At 68.1% G+C, this 16461-nt stretch carries 13 protein-coding genes; 8 read left to right on the top strand and 5 right to left on the bottom strand.

Annotated elements, in window-relative coordinates; translation table 11 throughout:
* The first annotated feature begins 15 nt into the window (after nucleotides 1-15).
* Nucleotides 16-237 (top strand): hypothetical protein, encoded by a 222-nt coding sequence (locus MFM001_RS11385; protein WP_116375369.1) that lies wholly within the window; start codon nucleotides 16-18, stop codon nucleotides 235-237.
* On the opposite strand, the gene MFM001_RS11380 is transcribed toward MFM001_RS11385, so the two are convergent.
* Both MFM001_RS11380 and otsB read right to left on the bottom strand, forming a co-directional pair.
* The gene (locus MFM001_RS11380) at nucleotides 238-1395 is read right to left on the bottom strand and encodes a serine hydrolase (RefSeq protein ID WP_116375368.1); all 1158 of its coding nucleotides are present in this window, start codon (nucleotides 1393-1395) and stop codon (nucleotides 238-240) included.
* On the bottom strand, nucleotides 1392-2498 hold the full coding sequence (otsB, locus tag MFM001_RS11375; protein ID WP_116375367.1) for a trehalose-phosphatase: 1107 nt from the start codon (nucleotides 2496-2498) through the stop codon (nucleotides 1392-1394). The genes MFM001_RS11380 and otsB overlap by 4 nt, the downstream gene beginning before the upstream one ends.
* A 50-nt stretch (nucleotides 2499-2548) precedes the next feature.
* On the opposite strand from otsB, the gene MFM001_RS11370 reads away from it, so the two are divergent.
* The 3 genes from MFM001_RS11370 to MFM001_RS11360 all read left to right on the top strand — a co-directional run bounded on the left by MFM001_RS11370 (nucleotide 2549) and on the right by MFM001_RS11360 (nucleotide 7545).
* Nucleotides 2549-3415 carry a universal stress protein gene (locus MFM001_RS11370; protein ID WP_116375366.1) on the top strand — a complete coding sequence of 289 codons (867 nt, stop codon included), beginning with the start codon at nucleotides 2549-2551 and terminating at the stop codon, nucleotides 3413-3415.
* 105 nt (nucleotides 3416-3520) lie between these two features.
* On the top strand, nucleotides 3521-6865 hold the full coding sequence (locus MFM001_RS11365) for an error-prone DNA polymerase (RefSeq protein WP_116375365.1): 3345 nt from the start codon (nucleotides 3521-3523) through the stop codon (nucleotides 6863-6865).
* Between the two features lie 38 nt (nucleotides 6866-6903).
* The gene (locus MFM001_RS11360) at nucleotides 6904-7545 is read left to right on the top strand and encodes a nitroreductase family protein (RefSeq protein ID WP_116375364.1); all 642 of its coding nucleotides are present in this window, start codon (nucleotides 6904-6906) and stop codon (nucleotides 7543-7545) included.
* Between the two features lie 70 nt (nucleotides 7546-7615).
* On the opposite strand, the gene MFM001_RS11355 is transcribed toward MFM001_RS11360, so the two are convergent.
* Nucleotides 7616-8077, bottom strand: coding sequence for a tRNA (cytidine(34)-2'-O)-methyltransferase (locus MFM001_RS11355; RefSeq protein ID WP_116375363.1), 462 nt, complete (start codon nucleotides 8075-8077; stop codon nucleotides 7616-7618).
* Nucleotides 8078-8271: 194 nt separating this feature from the next.
* Between MFM001_RS11355 and MFM001_RS11350 the strand changes: the two genes are divergently transcribed.
* From MFM001_RS11350 to MFM001_RS11335, 4 genes are read left to right on the top strand one after another with little or no spacing between them, the layout of a single operon-like run.
* Nucleotides 8272-11064 carry a sensor histidine kinase gene (locus MFM001_RS11350; RefSeq protein WP_116375362.1) on the top strand — a complete coding sequence of 931 codons (2793 nt, stop codon included), beginning with the start codon at nucleotides 8272-8274 and terminating at the stop codon, nucleotides 11062-11064.
* Nucleotides 11061-11477: a roadblock/LC7 domain-containing protein gene (locus tag MFM001_RS11345; RefSeq protein WP_116375361.1), complete on the top strand. Its 417-nt coding sequence runs from the start codon at nucleotides 11061-11063 to the stop codon at nucleotides 11475-11477. Before MFM001_RS11350 ends, MFM001_RS11345 begins: the two co-directional genes overlap by 4 nt.
* A gap of 17 nt (nucleotides 11478-11494) precedes the next feature.
* Nucleotides 11495-11866, top strand: a complete 372-nt coding sequence (locus tag MFM001_RS11340; protein ID WP_116375360.1) for a DUF742 domain-containing protein — start codon at nucleotides 11495-11497, stop codon at nucleotides 11864-11866.
* Nucleotides 11847-12428 carry an ATP/GTP-binding protein gene (locus tag MFM001_RS11335; protein WP_116375359.1) on the top strand — a complete coding sequence of 194 codons (582 nt, stop codon included), beginning with the start codon at nucleotides 11847-11849 and terminating at the stop codon, nucleotides 12426-12428. Before MFM001_RS11340 ends, MFM001_RS11335 begins: the two co-directional genes overlap by 20 nt.
* 23 nt (nucleotides 12429-12451) lie before the next feature.
* Here MFM001_RS11335 and MFM001_RS11330 read toward each other — a convergent pair whose 3' ends face one another.
* Entirely contained in the window at nucleotides 12452-15067 is a 2616-nt protein-coding gene (locus MFM001_RS11330; RefSeq protein WP_192886913.1) for an ATP-binding cassette domain-containing protein, read from the bottom strand.
* A 129-nt stretch (nucleotides 15068-15196) separates the two neighbouring features.
* Nucleotides 15197-16375, bottom strand: coding sequence for an NADH:flavin oxidoreductase (locus tag MFM001_RS11325; RefSeq protein WP_116375358.1), 1179 nt, complete (start codon nucleotides 16373-16375; stop codon nucleotides 15197-15199).
* Between the last annotated feature and the right edge of the window lie 86 nt (nucleotides 16376-16461).

Below are 16461 nucleotides of genomic sequence, written 5' to 3'. Positions count from 1 at the left end.
CGGCATTCTGCGGCCATGGCGTTCAAACTCACCTACAGCGACGGTCAAGAGACCGACTACGACGACAGCACCAAGTGGGAAGTCGAAAACGGCGTCCTCAAAATGGGGCGCGAGGCCGGAAAGTGGTCCGTCCTCATCTCGCCCAGTCATTGGGCCACCCTCGAGGTAGGGCAGGCCGAAGACGGCGACAAGCCCAAAGACGAGGACAAAGAGGACGAGGAAGACGAAGACAGCTGATTACTCCGGCGGCGCGTCATTGGGCGCCAGTTCGGCGCCGACCTTCGCAAACAGCGTTTCGGCCTCGTTGCGGTAGTTGCCTTGGTCGTCAAACGCCGTGGGCGCGTAGGTGACTGCAACCGCGATCGCGATCTTCTGCGACGGCAGGTAGGCCTCGACCGCGGACACGCCGGCGGACATCGGATTCTGCAGCAGCCAATTGCCGGAGATGACGATCCCCAGTCCGTAGCCGTGATCCGGTGTCACCATCGCCTTGTACGACTCGGGCGATAACAGCTTGCCCGAGCCGATGCCCACCGCGGTGGCTTCGAGGTCGTAGATGTTGGTGGTCTGGACCGCGCCGCGGGGCATCATCCAGGACGGATTCCAGAACGTGGCGTCTTCGTAAAACGGTGTGCCGGGCGGGATCTTGAGCGCTCGGCGGCGCTCCGAGGTGAACGCATGCAGAGTCGGCACCGGGATCTGCGGGGTATACGTGTTGGCCGTGTTGATCAGTGCCAGCGGCCCAAGCACCTTGTCGGCTAAGAGCTTCGGTAGTTCCACGCCGGTGGCCTTCTCCAACGCCAGGCCGAGCAGCACATAGTTGGTGCGGGCGTAGTTCCAATTGGTTCCCGGCTCGTAGAGCAACGGCTTGTGCACCGCATACCCGAGCAGCTCCTCGGGCGTCCACTGCCGGAACGGGTCGGCGTCGCGGGCCGCAGTGAATTCGTCGTTCACGTAGTCCTGGTAGCCCGACGTCATGTGTGCCAACTGACGCAGCGTCACCCGGTCGGCGTTCGGGACGTCGGGCAGCCAGGTGGACAGCTTGTCGTCCAGCCGCAGCTTCTTCTCGTCGACGAGTTTGAGCAGCAGCGTGGAGACGTAGGACATCGCCACCGTGCCGTTGCGGAAAAACATGCTCGTGGTCGCGGGCACGCCGGTCATCGAGTCGCCGAGCGCCTGGGTGACAATCTCCTTGCCGTCCACCGTGACCCGGACAAGCGCCGCTTTCAGATGAGCCTGCGCCATCGTGTCGCGGACGATCTTCAGGACCGCCTGGGCCTTGACCGGGTCGGCGGACGACGGCGGAGTGGGAGCCTGGCTTTCCGACGTGCAGCCCGCCACGACGACGGTGAGTGTGCACAGCAGGTAACCCAACCGCCGGATCAATGTCGTCATCGATGTTGTCCTATCTGGCTTGCCAGTTGCTCGGTGAATGCGACGACCCGGGCCGGGCTGTCCAGCGCATAGCCCGCGGCGGTGGCGCGATCCCCATCTTCGGTGTGGCGCACCACGATTCCGATGCCGTCGTCGCGCACCGCGTCGAACGCGTCCTCGTCGGTGATGTCGTCGCCGAGGTAGATCGGTAGCAGGCCACCGTCTTCGACGTCGCGGATGTGGTCAAGCACCCAGCGCAGCGTCTTTCCCTTGTCCCAGTCGACGTTTGGGCGAAGCTCGATGACCTCACGCCCGGTGGTCACCCGAAGCTTGCTGCGCTGACCGGCTGCTCGCACCGCCGCGGTCACCTCGCCGACCCGGTCACGTTCGGCGTTGCGGTAATGCACGGCCACACCAAAGCGCTTGTGTTCCACCGCAACTCCGGTGATCTGCCGCAGCTGGTCGCGCAACTGCTCGGCGGCCTGCTCGAGCACCGGGATCGCGGCCGCCGCTTCTTCGTTGTGGTGGTGTTCGCCGTCGGGCCCGGTCAGCTCGAAACCGTGGCTGCCCGCATACCAGATGCCGGGCAGCCCGATCCGCTCGCGGACGTCAGCGAGGTCGCGGCCGGACAGTATCGCAACCGGGCACCGCGCCGTCAGCGACGTCAGCGCGGCGGCCGCGCCGTCGGCCAGCCGGGCCGAGTCGGGGTTGTCGACGATCTCCGAAAGCGTGCCGTCGAAGTCGAAGAACACCGCGGGCCGGCCGGCGGCGGCCACGTCGAGTGCCTGCATGCCGTCGGGCAGCTCCGACATGCGGCGATCCCCGGTGCGCACCTGCACGTCGCGCAGATCGGCGACCACCGCGTCGGCCCCCCGACGGCGCAGTTCGTCACCGGATCCCGTCGCATCGACCCCGATGACCAGCGCGAATCCGCCGGCCCGCGCGGCAGCGACACCGTCCGCGGTTGCGGTGACGACGGCGCACCGGCCCGGCCGCACCGCCGACCCGACGGGCTCGGCGGCGACACCGGCGTCGCGCAGTCTCTCGGTTAACGCGTCGGTCGACGGATCGTTCAGGTCGAACAGCACCGCGTCGTGGCGACGCGGGTCGATGATGACCGACATGCCAATGACATTAAGTGCGCCGGCGATTTAGCGTGGGAGCAGGTGAGCAGATGCGTCGCGGAATCGTGGTCGGTGTGGACGGATCGCCGTCGTCGAAAGTGGCGGTGGACTGGGCGGCTCGCGATGCAGCCATGCGTGGCGTTCCACTCAGCTTGGTTCATGTGCTCGCCCCGCCCGTCGTGATGACGTTTCCCGAGACTCCGATGCCGCCGGGCTACATGCAGTGGCAGGAGGAGCAGGGGCAGCGCCACCTTGAGGAGGCGTCCGGGATCGTCGAGCAGAGCGCGGCCGGCCCGCCGCAGGTTGGCGCCGAGACCGTGGTCGGGCACACCGTTCCCACGCTGGTGGACCTGAGCAAGGAAGCCGCAATGGTCGTCGTCGGCTGCCGGGGGCACGGCTGGTTGCGACGCACTCTGCTGGGCTCGGTCAGCGCCAACCTGGTCCGCCATGCGCACTGCCCGGTGGCGGTCATCCACGACGAAGACCCGGCGACTCACCCGGCCAACTCCCCAGTGGTGGTGGGCGTCGACGGTTCGCCGGTCTCCGATGCCGCGACGGCGCTCGCCTTCGAGGAGGCCTCGTTGCGGGGCGTGGAGCTCGTCGCCGTGTACGCCTGGCATGACACGGGATTGTTCGACGTGCCCGGGATCGATCTCGCCAGCATGCAAGCCGGCGGGGAGCGGGTGCTCGCCGAGCAGCTGGCGGGCTGGCAGGAGCGCTATCCCGATGTCGCGGTGCGCCGGGTGGTGGTCGGCGACCGGCCTGCCGATCAGCTGATCGAACAGTCGCACTCGGCGCAGCTGGTTGTGGTGGGCAGCCACGGCCGGGGCGGCTTCGCGGGAATGCTGCTCGGGTCGGTCAGCCTGGCGGTGGTGCAGGCATCCCGCACGCCGGTGATCGTGGCCCGTCGCGCCTAACCTCTTCGGCGCCGAGCGTCGACTTGTTGCGCCGATTTGCCCGCGATCTCCCCAACAAGTCGACGTTCGACATCGTATCGAACGTCAGTTCGATACGATGTTCAGGTGGGCTGGGGAAACGGCCCGCCGAGTTGGGCGGAAATGGAGCGGGTGCTCGACGGCAAACCCCGCGGCGATCGCAAGCGCGGCGGAGCCGGGCGCAGCGGGTCGCCGCGCGACAAACCCCGCCGGGCCAACATGCCGGTTGCCGCCGAGCCGCCGGACGACGGCCCTCGGTCACGCCGGCGCGGACGGTATCAGCCACCGGGAGACAACCGGCCGGTCCGCTCATCGGTCGCCTATGCCGAGTTGCACGCGCATTCGGCATACAGCTTCCTCGACGGGGCCAGCACGCCGGAGGAACTGGTCGAGGAGGCGGCGCGGCTGGATCTGCGCGCCATCGCGCTGACCGATCACAACGGCCTGTACGGGGCGGTGCGCTTCGCCGAGGCCGCCGCGGAACTGGACATCGCCACTGTGTTCGGCGCCGAGCTGTCGTTGGGATCCGGCGCCCGCACCGAGGCACCCGATCCGCCGGGCCCGCACCTGCTGGTGCTGGCCCGCGGCGCGGAGGGCTACCGGCGGTTGTCGCGGCAGCTGACCGCCGCGCACCTGGCCGGCGGCGAGAAGGGCAAGCCGCGCTTCGATTTCGACGCGCTGACCGACGCGGCTGGCGGGCACTGGCACATCCTGACCGGGTGTCGCAAAGGCCATGTGCGGCAAGCTCTTTACGCTAGGGGCCCGGAGGCCGCCGCCGATGCACTGGCCGACCTGGTGGACCGGTTCGGCGCCGACCGGGTCAGCATCGAGCTGACCCATCACGGCCAGCCTATCGACGACGAACGCAACGCCGCGTTGGCGGCGCTGGCGCCGCGGTTCGGCGTCAGCGTGATCGCCACCACCGGCGCACATTTTGCCGAGCCGTCGCGCGCCCGGCTGGCGATGGCGATGGGCGCAATCCGGGCCCGCCAATCCCTGGACGAGGCCGCCGGATGGCTTGCGCCGCTGGGCGGTTCGCACCTGCGCTCCGGCGAGGAGATGGCCCGGCTGTTCGCCTGGCATCCCGAGGCGGTCAGTGCCGCGGCCGAACTCGGCGAGCAGTGCGCGTTCGGGCTAGCGCTGATCGCCCCGCAGCTGCCGCCGTTCGACGTGCCGCCCGGGCACAGCGAAGACAGTTGGCTGCGCCAGCTGACCCTGGCCGGTGCCCGCGACCGCTACGGTCCACCCGAGCGCGCTCGGAAAGCTTACGCGCAGATCGACCATGAGCTGAAAGTCATTGAGCAGCTGAAGTTTCCGGGCTACTTCCTGGTGGTGCACGACATCACCCGATTCTGCCGGGAGAACAACATCCTGTGTCAGGGTCGGGGATCGGCGGCCAACTCGGCAGTCTGCTACGCGCTCGGGGTCACCGCCGTCGACCCGGTCGCCAACGAGCTGTTGTTCGAGCGCTTCCTGTCGCCGGTGCGAGACGGGCCGCCCGACATCGACATCGACATCGAGTCGGATCAGCGCGAGAAGGTCATCCAGTACGTCTACGACAAATACGGCCGCGACTACGCCGCGCAGGTCGCCAACGTGATCACCTACCGCGGGCGAATCGCGGTGCGCGACATGGCTCGTGCGCTGGGCTTCTCGCAAGGTCAGCAAGACGCGTGGAGCAAACAGATCAGTCGCTGGAACGGGCTGGCCGATTCCCCGGACGTGGAGGACATTCCCGAGCAGGTGATCGAGCTGGCCACCCAGATCGCCAACCTGCCGCGGCACATGGGCATCCACTCCGGTGGCATGGTGATCTGCGACCGTCCGATCGCCGACGTGTGTCCGGTGGAATGGGCGCGGATGGAGAACCGCAGCGTGTTGCAGTGGGACAAAGACGACTGCGCGGCAATCGGTTTGGTGAAATTCGACCTTCTCGGCCTGGGTATGCTCTCGGCGCTGCACTATGCGATCGACCTGGTGGCCGAGCACAAGGGCATCGACGTGGACCTGGCCAAGCTGGATCTCTCCGAGCCGGCGGTGTACGAGATGTTGCAGCGGGCCGATTCCGTCGGGGTGTTCCAGGTGGAGTCGCGAGCGCAGATGGCTACTTTGCCGAGACTCAAGCCGCGGGAGTTCTACGACCTGGTGGTGGAAGTCGCGCTGATCCGGCCAGGGCCCATCCAGGGTGGTTCGGTACACCCGTACATTCGCCGACGCAACGAGGTCGACCGGGTGGTCTACGACCATCCCTCGATGGAGACGGCATTGCGGAAAACCCTTGGCGTGCCGCTGTTTCAGGAACAGCTGATGCAGCTGGCGGTGGACTGCGCCGGGTTTTCCGCCGCCGAAGCCGACCAGCTGCGCCGCGCCATGGGGTCCAAGCGCTCGGCCGAACGGATGCAACGGCTGCGCGGCCGGTTCTACGACGGCATGCGGGCGTTGCACGGCGCCGATGACGCGGTGATCGACCGAGTGTACGAAAAGCTGGAGGCCTTCGCCAATTTCGGCTTTCCGGAAAGCCATGCGCTGAGTTTCGCATCGCTGGTGTTCTACTCGTCGTGGTTCAAGCTGCACCACCCGGCGGCGTTCTGCGCGGCGCTGCTGCGTGCCCAGCCGATGGGCTTCTACTCGCCGCAGTCGTTGGTGGCCGACGCCCGCCGGCACGGCGTGGCGGTGCACGGGCCGGACGTCAACGCCAGCCTGGCGCACGCCACGCTGGAGAACGCCGGGACCGAGGTGCGGCTCGGGCTGGGCAGTATCCGCCATATCGGCGACGACCTGGCCGAGAAACTGGTCGAGGAACGAAAAGCCAACGGGCCGTTCGCATCTCTGCTGGATCTGACAGGTCGCATCCAGTTGAGCGTGCCGCAGACCGAGGTGTTGGCCACCGCGGGGGCGCTGGCCTGCTTCGGGATGTCGCGACGGGAAGCGCTGTGGGCGGCCGGGGCGGCGGCCACCCAACGGCCGGACCGGCTACCCGGGGTGGGCTCGTCGTCGCACATCCCGTCGTTGCCCGGGATGAGCGAGCTGGAGCTGGCCGCCGCCGACGTGTGGGCCACCGGCATCTCCCCGGACAGCTACCCGACCCAGTTCCTGCGCGAGGACCTGGACGCGATGGGCGTCGTGCCGGCCGAAAAACTAATCGAAGTGCCCGACGGCGACCGGGTGCTGATCGCCGGCGCGGTGACCCATCGGCAGCGGCCGGCGACGGCGCAGGGGGTGACGTTTCTCAACCTCGAAGACGAGACCGGCATGGTCAACGTGCTCTGTACACCGGGAGTGTGGTCGCGGCACCGCAAACTGGCGCAGACGGCGTCGGCGCTGGTGGTCCGCGGCCAGGTCCAAAACGCAAGCGGCGCAGTCACTGTCGTGGCCGAGCGATTGGGCAAGCTCACGCTGAGAATGGCCTCGAAGTCCCGCGACTTCCGCTGACGCCTTTTGCGCCGAGTGTGAAAATGTAGTCTCGCTACATGACCCTGAACCTGTCGTTCGACGAAGTCCTCACCACCACCCGGTCGGTCCGCAAGCGCCTCGACCTGGAAAAGCCGGTACCGCGGGAGGTGCTGATGGAGTGCCTCGAATTGGCCCTGCAGGCGCCCACCGGTTCCAACGCCCAGGGCTGGCAGTGGGTGTTCGTCGACGACCCCGACAAGAAAAAGGCGCTGGCCGATATCTACCGCACCAACGCGACCAGCTATCTCGACCTGCCTAAGCCGGAGTACGGCGACAGTCGCGACGAACGCAGGCCCCTCGTGTACGAGTCGGCCAAATATCTCAACGAGCACTTCCACGAGGTGCCGGTGATGCTCGTCCCGTGTCTGCAAGGGCGGCCGGACAATTCACCGGCCGGGATGAGCGCGTCGTTCTGGGGATCGCTGCTGCCCGCGGTGTGGAGTTTCATGCTGGCGCTGCGCTCGCGCGGTCTCGGTTCGGCGTGGACGACGCTGCATCTGATCGGCGACGGCGAAAAGCAGGCCGCCGAGGTGCTCGGCATTCCCTTCGACGAGTACAGCCAGGGCGGGTTGTTCCCGATCGCCTACACCAAGGGCACCGACTTCAAGCCCGCCAAGCGGCTGCCCGCCGAGCAAGTCACCCACTGGAACACCTGGTAACGCTCTCGCCGAATGGCCAGTTATGTCCCGGTTCGGGGCAAAAAGCGTGTATTAAGTGGCCACTCGACGCTCAAGCGCTGGCGAAGCCTTGCTGGCGCCACGCCTCGTAGACCGCGACCGCGGCGGCATTGGACAGATTCAGCGACCGCCGCCCAGCCAGCATCGGGATCCGTACCCGCTCGGTGATGTGCGCGTCGGCCAGCGTCGCCGCATCCAGCCCGGTGGGCTCCGGCCCGAACATCAACACGTCGCCGGCCTGGTAGCGCACGTCGGTGAACAACGTCGTCGCGTGTGCGGTGAACGCGAAGACCCGTGGCGGCGACAATGCCTCCCACGCCGCGTCCAATGATGCGTGCACGGTGACGGACGCCAGGTCGTGATAGTCCAGCCCGGCACGCCGCAGCTTGGGTTCGGACAGGTCGAAACCCAGCGGCTCGACCAGGTGGAGCTCGCAGCCGGTGGCCGCCGCGGTCCGAATCGCATTGCCGGTGTTGGGTGCTATCCGCGGCGAGTAAAACAGCAGCCGGAACATCCGACGATCATCGCAGTTGTCCGTCGCCAATTTGCTCAGCTATCCTTTGCGGCGTCTGGCACGGTCCGGCGAACTCTGTCTGTTCAGTAAGAATTGTGGCCGCGGTGGCTGCAGGCTGTCATACTCGTCGAATTGCCAGGCGCATATCGCTCGCCCGTCTGCCCTGCGGCGGGTGCAATTAAGCAGGAAGTCTTATGAACGACGCGCGTACACACGGCCGCGGTTTGGGGACGCTGTTCGCCCGGCCCGCCGAAGTGGTCGAGCCGGACACCCCGGACACCGCGGAACCTGCTCCGGTAAAACGCCCGCCGACATGGTCGCTACGCAATTGGCCGGTTCGATGGAAAGTCGTCGCGATTGTCGCGGTGCCATTGATCCTGGCAATGGTTTTCGGGGGATTACGCATCTATGGCGCGCTCAACGAAGCCAGCGAGCTTCGGTTGGCGGCCGACCGCGCCGAAGTCGTTCCGGCCATTACCAAATACATGTCGGCGCTCGACGTGGCGTTGTTGTCGAGTTCCAACGGCGGTGATGTCGAGGGCGCGAAGAAAAACTACGAGGCCCGCAAATCCGAGCTGCAGTCGCGGCTGGCGGACACCGACGTCGCCGCCGACGTGCGCAACGGCGTCGGCGTTCTGCTCAACGGTGGCCAGGCGTTGCTGGACAAGGTGTCGTCGAACAGCATCGGCTTGCGCGACCGGGTAACCGGCTATGCGCCCATCCTGCTGACCGCCGAGAACGCCATCGACGGGTCGGTCCGCGTGGACAACGAGAAGATCCGGGCGACCGCGCAGGGGTTGAGCCGGGCGATCGGCGCCCGCGGCCAGATGATGATGCAGCAGCTGCTGGTCACCCGCGGCGGGGACCTGCCCGAGCCAGAGCTGCGCACCTCGATGATGACCCTGGCCGGCACCGAGCCGTCGACGCTGTTCGGGATGGCCGAGGTGCTCGGCGTCGGCTCCCCGGAGGCCAAGAAGCTGCAGCAGCAGATGGTGACCCGGATGGCGATCATGTCCGACCCGGCCAGCCTGTTGGTCAACAACCCGGCGCTGCTGCGCTCGATCCAGACCACCGACGCGATCGCCTCGCAAATCATCAAGGACTCCACCTCGTCGGTGACCAAGGCGGTCGAGGACCGGGCCAATGATCGGCGCGACGCCGCCATCCGCGACACCGTGCTGGTGCTGGCTGCCATCGTGGCTGCGCTGGTGATCGTGTTGCTGGTGGCGCGCTCGCTGATCCAGCCGCTGCGGGTGCTGCGCGACGGCGCGCTCAAGGTTGCCCACGAAGACCTCGAGCGGGAGATCGCCCGGGTGCGGGCCGGCGACGAGCGGGCCCCCGAGCCGCTGCCGGTCTACACCAGCGAGGAGGTCGGCCAGGTGGCGCACGCGGTCGACCAGCTGCACACCCAGGCGCTGCTGCTGGCCGGCGACGAGGCCCGGCTGCGGCTGCTGGTCAACGACATGTTCGAGACCATGTCGCGGCGCAACCGGTCGCTGGTCGACCAGCAGCTGTCGCTGATCGACCGGCTGGAGCGCAACGAGCAGGACCCGGAGCGGCTCGACAGCCTGTTCCGGCTCGACCACCTGGCCGCCCGGATGCGCCGCATCGGCGCGAACCTGCTGGTGCTGGCCGGCGCGCAGACCTCCCGCGGTGACCAGCGCGCACCGCAGCCGCTGTCCACGCTGATCAACGCCGCCACCTCCGAGGTCGAGGATTACCGCCGGGTCGAGACGCCGACCGTGCCCGACAGCACGGTCCTCGGTGCCGCCGCCGGCGACATCGTCCACCTGCTCGCCGAACTGATCGACAACGCGCTGCGGTATTCGCCGCCTATGTCGCCGGTACGCGTGTCCGCCAGCCGGCGCAACGACGGCGGGGTGCTCATCCAGATCGTCGACGCCGGCCTGGGCATGACCGACGGAGACCGGCGCATCGCCAACATGCGACTGCGCGCCGGCGGCGAAGTCACCCCCGACAACGCCCGCCACATGGGCCTGTTCGTGGTCGGCCGGCTGGCCGACCGGCACGGGATCCGGGTGCGGCTGCGCAATTCCTCGCGCGACGGGCACCGTTCGGGCACGACGGCCGAGGTCTACCTGCCGCCGGCGGTGCTGGTGGGCGCCGACGAGTACGCCGGGCCGCGACCGGCCCCGGCGCAGCGGCGGATGGCCACGGTCGAGGAGGCGGCGGCCGCCGCGGACTACAGCGACGCCGCCGAGTTCGCCGCCCCGCCCGAACCGGCCGAGCGCAACGGCTCGCACCCACCCGAATCACCGGCCACCCTGCTGCCGCGGCGCACCCCCGGCTCCAGCGGCATCACCGGCGCGCCGGCCCGCCCGGCCGAACCCCCGGAGCAACAGTCCGAGCAGCAATGGTGGGGCGAACAGGACGAGCCGCACCCAGAACCGACTGCGCCACAACCGGTTTCGAACACGTCGTCGTTCTTCACCCGGCCGAGGGTTGAACCCGAACCTGCCGAGCCCGCTTCGGCGGAAGCCGACGAGTACTGGCCGGCCGAGGCCGCCGCGCCCGTCGCCGAGCCGGCCGAACCCGAGGACCTGATCTATCAGCGGATGCTCTCCGAGTGGCTGGTCGACCCGCACGAGTTGGCGCGCAGCGCCGATCTGGACTGGAAGACGGTGTGGGACCGCGGCTGGTCGGCGGCCGCCGAGGTCGAGAACGTGCCGGTCTCCGCGCACACCGACACGGGCCTGCCGGTGCGCGAACCCGGCGCCCGCCTGGTTCCCGGCGGGGCCACCCCCGAGACGCCCGGCAACCATGGGGACCGCACGAGCCGCATTAATGGGGTCGCTCACCACCGGGCCGACGAGGACAACGGGGTAGCATCGAACGGCGGATTTGGCTCCGGTCGGCACCAAGCCCCGGACCCCGAAGCGATCCGCGCTTCCATCAGCAGCCACTTCGGCGGCGTGCGAGCCGGACGGTCGCACGCCCGTGAGACGAATCAAGGATCTGACGAATGACCAACCCCTTACGCCAGTCGCACGGCAACTCGCTGGACTGGCTGGTGTCGAACTTCGCCCGCGAGGTGCCCGGGGTGTCGCATGCGGTGCTGGTGTCCGTCGACGGGCTGCTGATGGCCGCCAGCGAGCACCTGCCGCGCGAGCGGGCCGACCAGTTGGCCGCGGTGGCGTCCGGCCTGGCCAGCTTGGCCACCGGCGCCGCGCAGCTGTTCGACGGCGGCCAGGTGCTGCAGTCGGTGGTGGAAATGCAGAACGGCTACCTGCTGCTGATGCGGGTCGGCGACGGCTCGCATCTGGCCACGCTGGCCGCGACGTCGTGCGATATCGGCCAGATCGGATACGAGATGGCGGTCCTTGTCGAACGGGTGGGCGGCGTCGTGCAGTCGTCCCGGCGAGCTGCCCAGCCCTCGTGAAGCAGTCGTGAGCCGCGATGGAAAGACCCGAGCCGCCGCCCGCAGCTGAGGCGAGTCTTGTCCGCCCGTACACCCTCACGGCCGGGCGGACCGACACCTCCGTCGACCTTCCCATGGAAGCGCCGGTGCAGACGCTGCAGTCGGCCCTGTTTCACAAATGGCCAACCAGTGACGTTCGAGGCAAGATCGTCCAGCTGTGTGTCAAAAGCCCGTCGGTCGCGGAAATCTCGGCCCGGCTAGATTTGCCGCTCGGTGTTACGCGCGTCCTGGTCGGCGACTTGGTGACCTCGGGCTACCTTCAGGTGAGGCGGACTTTGACTGAGCGTTCGACCCGCGACGAACGCCGCGAACTGATAGGAAGGACGCTCCGTGGCCTACGAGCGCTCTGAGGCGCGGGAAACCGCCTCGACCAAGATCGTCATCGCGGGCGGGTTCGGCGCCGGCAAGACGACCTTCGTGGGCGCGGTGTCGGAGATCATGCCGCTGCGCACCGAGGCGATGGTCACCGACACCTCTGCGGGTGTCGACATGCTGGAGGCCACCCCCGACAAGCGGACCACCACTGTCGCAATGGACTTCGGCCGGATTACCCTCTACGAGGATCTGGTGCTCTACCTGTTCGGCACCCCCGGGCAGCGACGGTTCTGGTTCATGTGGGACGACCTGGTGCGCGGGGCAATCGGGGCGATCATCCTGGTCGACTGCCGGCGTCTGCAGGACAGCTTCGCCGCAGTCGACTTCTTCGAACACCGCAACCTGCCGTTCCTGATCGCGGTCAACGAATTCGAGGGCGCGCCAAGGTATCCCGTGGCCGAGGTGCGTAAGGCGCTGACGCTGCCCGAGCACATCCCGATCATCAACATCGATGCCCGCGATCGCCGCTCGGCCACCGACGCACTGATCGCGATCAGCGAGTACGCGCTGGCAACGCTGGAACCGGCCGGCAGCTGAACGCAGCGCCGGGCAGCTGAGCGCTACTTGCGTTTGAGCCGGATGTGCCACCGGATGTACACGGTGTAGGCCACCGACAGCGCCGCCAGCATCGCCATGTCGAAGACGTAGATGTGCTTGCTGTGTTGCCACCAGCGGTCGTCCGTCGGGATTTGCGGAACCTTCACCAGGTGCGGGAAGTCGATCGACGACGCCCCAGCGGCGAATCCCCAGCGTCCGGGCGTCACGAACGACAGCTGGTTAAGGCCGAACCGGCCGGTCACCGGGATCCCCATCCCGCCGCAGAGAACCAGCTGCGACATGATCGACACCACCAGCAGCGGCATGATCTGCTCACTGGTCTGTGCTATCGCCGACAGCAGCAGGCCGAACATCGCGGACGCGATACAGGTTGCCGCGACGGTGAGGAACAGCGAGAACGTCGAGTTGTCGAAGAACGGCGGGTGCGCGGTGGGCGCGCCCTTGCCAATCCTGACGATGGCGGTGGCGATCGCCGCCTGGATGGTCGCGAACACGGAGAAGACGACGACCTTGGCCAGCAGGTAGGCCGTGGTGGACAGGCCCACCGCCTGTTCTCGGCGGAAGATCGGGCGTTCACCGATCAGGTCGCGGATCGTCAGCGCGGTGCCCATGAACACCGCCCCGATACACAGCAGAACCATGATGTACTGCGGCTCAGTAGGTGCGGGGCCTTGTGGATCCGCAACACCGAGGCCGGGTTTGGGGCCTTTCACGGTCAGCGACAACGCACCCATCAGGAACGGCAGGATCGCCAGGAACACGGTGTAACCGCGGTCGGAAAGGACGAGCCGGACCTGCCGCCGGGCGATCGTGGAGAGCTGGCGCCACCGGTCGGTGTGCACCGGCTCACCCAGGTCCCCAGGCTCGGTGGTGGTGGTCCGCACATGCTGCTCGGGTCGTCGACCCTCCCTTTCCATGAAGCGCCGGTTGGCTTCGTCGGGGTCGGCGCCCACGCTGGCGAAGATTTCCGCCCAGTTCCTGGTGCCGAACGCGGACTCGACCTGGCTGGGCGGTCCGCAGAACGCCGTCTTGCCGCCCGGTGCCACCACCAGAATCTGGTCGCAGACGTCGAGGTACGACACCGAGTGGGTAACCACCAGCACGGTGCGGCCGGCGTCGGCCAGCGACCGCAGCATCAGCATGACCTGACGGTCCAGCGCCGGGTCAAGGCCCGAGGTGGGCTCGTCGAGCAGCAGCAGCGACGGCTGGGTGAGCAGCTCCAGCGCGACCGATGCGCGTTTGCGTTGGCCACCGGAGAGCTTGTCCACCCGGGTGTCGGCCTGCTTGGTCAGGTCGAGCTCCTCGAGCACGCCCGCCACGACCTGGGCACGCTCTTCTTTGCTGGTGTCCGGCGGCAGCCGTAACTCGGCGGCGTAGCCAAGGGCCTGGTTGACCGTCAGCTGGCGGTGCACCACGTCGTCCTGCGGAACCATCCCGATCCGGCTGCGCATCGTCGCGTACTCGCGATGGATGTCGTGCCCTTCGAAGGTGATGGAGCCCTGGCTGGGGCGGGTGTATCCGGCGATCAGCCGGGACAGCGTGGTCTTGCCCGCGCCGGACCCGCCGATGATCGCGGTAAGCGTGCCGGGCCGGGCGGTCAGCGAGATGTTGTCGATCAGTTCCTTGCCGTCGACCTTGAAGTGCACGCTGTTGACCTCGAGGCCGCCGGTGCGCGTCGCGGCTTCGGTGCGCCGGACCAGGGTGCCGTCGGAAAAGACCAGGTCGACGTTGCCGATCGTGACCACGTCGCCCTCGTTGAGCACTGCCGACCCGACCCGGACGCCGTTGACGAACGTTCCGTTGATGCTGCGCGCGTCGCGGATCTCGGTGCCCAGCGGCGACGGCACCAGGAAAGCGTGGTGGCGCGACGCCAGCACGTCCTGGATGACGATGTCGTTGTCGGTGGCGCGGCCGATGGTCTGCGACCCGCTCGGCTTCTCCGGTGCCGCGGCCGAGGGGCGCAAGACCTGGATCATCTTCGTCGCCAGGTTGCCCACCTCGGGCGGCTTGGCCTGGGCGGGAGCCATCCGGGTCTGCGGCTGGACGCTCGGCGGCGGCGCCGACGGCGGGGGGCTGCCCGGGTATGCCGCCGCCGGTCGCTGTCCGCCGCTGGGCGGATACATCGGCTGCGGTGGTGCTGGCGCGGTATGCGGATGGTTACCCGGCGGGTGGGGCCGGCTCGGCGCCGACTGCGAGGGCCACGACCCGCCCGGCTGGCGCGCCGGTTGCGGGTGCGACGGGCGCGGCGCCCCGGACGGTTGGACGACGCGCATCGACGCGGTTCGCGGTGGCCGGCCCGCCATTCCGGCGTGCCGCCCGACCTCGAAGGTCAGCCGCGGCCCGTCGGGGTTGCCGATGTTGATGCTCTGGCCGTCGTGGATGTCGATGACGGGGACGCGACGGCCGTTGACGAAGGTGCCGTTCAGCGAACCGTTGTCGATCGCCAGCCACCGGCCCTGGTCGAACCGCAGCAGCAGATGCGCACGCGAAATAAGCGGATGCGTGATGCGCATGTCGGCGCGAAGGTCGCGTCCGATGACCACGTCGTGGCCCGGTGCGAACGTGCGTTGGGATCCGTCATACCGAACCGTCAGCGCCGGCGGTGCTGCTTGACTCATCGAGACAACTGTAGCTGGTTGGTTCACCGAACCGACTGTATCCATTTGCGCGCGGTTGGGTTTGACGTGGGCGTCAGCGGGCCGCCCGATGGCGCGCTTCCTCAGCCCGCCGCTACGCGGCGCGCATCGTCAGCGCGCGTCCGGTGCGCCGGTGACGACGCAGCGCGTGCGGCTGTAGATCGTCGGCATGCACAGGTTGCAGTGGATGCACGCCGAGCGCACGTCGCGCTCGTCGCGAATCCGGTTGACCAGATCCGGTTCGGCCAGCAGCGCGCGGGCCATCGCGACGAAGTCGAAGCCCTCGGTCATTGCCAGCTCCATCGTTTCGCGGTTGGTGATGCCGCCGAGCAGGATCAGCGGCATCGTCAGCTCGGCGCGGAACAGCCGGGCGTCGCGCAGCAGATAGGCGTCCCGGTAGGGGTATTCGCGCAGGAACTTGTGGCCGGTCATCCGGATGCCCCAGCGCAGTGGCGGCTTGAACGCGCCGGCGAACTCCTTGACCGGCGCATCGCCGCGGAACAGGTACATCGGGTTGACCAGCGAACTGCCGGCGGTCAATTCGATGGCGTCCAGCCCGCCGTCGTCCTGCAGCCATTTCGCGGTGGTCAGCGCCTCCTCGACGGTGATGCCGCCGCGCACGCCGTCGGCCATGTTGAGTTTGGCGGTCACCGCGATCTGGGTGTCGACGGCACGGCGTACGGCCATGACGAGGCCGCGGGCGACTTTGGCGCGGTTCTGAAGCGAGCCGCCGAACTCGTCGTCGCGGCGGTTGATCAGCGGGCTGAGGAACGAACTCGCCAAATAGTTGTGGCCCAAATGGATTTCGACCGCGTCGAACCCGGCGTCGATCGCCAGTTTCGCCGCGTTGGCGTGTGCGGCGATGACGTCGTCGATGTCGTCGCGGGTGGCTTTACGGGCGAACCGCATCCCGATCGGGTTGAAGAACCGCACCGGGGCCAGCGCGGTGGCCTTGTTGGAGCGGGCGTCGGCGACCGGCCCGGCGTGGCCGATCTGTGCGCTGACCGCTGCGCCTTCGGCGTGCACGGCGTCGGTGAGCCGGCGCAGCCCGGCAACGGCTTCCGGGCGCATCCAGATCTGGTCGCCCGACGTACGGCCACCGGGGGAGACCGCGCAGTAGGCGACCGTCGTCATGCCGACCCCGCCGGCGGCCGGCAGCCGGTGGTATTCGATCAGGTCGTCGGTCACCAGCGCGTCGGGTGTGCGGGCCTCGAACGTCGCGGCCTTGATGATGCGGTTGCGCAGCGTCAGCGGACCAAGCTTGGCCGGGCCAAACACGTCGGTGGGCATATTCGGCAGCTTATAAGCCCGCTGTCGAGCGTGGACTTGATGCACGCGTCGTGCCCTCAAGGCGTGCCACAAGCCCACAGTCGGCG

The sequence above is a fragment of the Mycobacterium sp. MFM001 genome (assembly GCF_003402475.1).
In the GTDB taxonomy this organism is placed as follows: domain Bacteria; phylum Actinomycetota; class Actinomycetes; order Mycobacteriales; family Mycobacteriaceae; genus Mycobacterium.
This window is presented reverse-complemented; position numbering and strand designations above follow the sequence as displayed.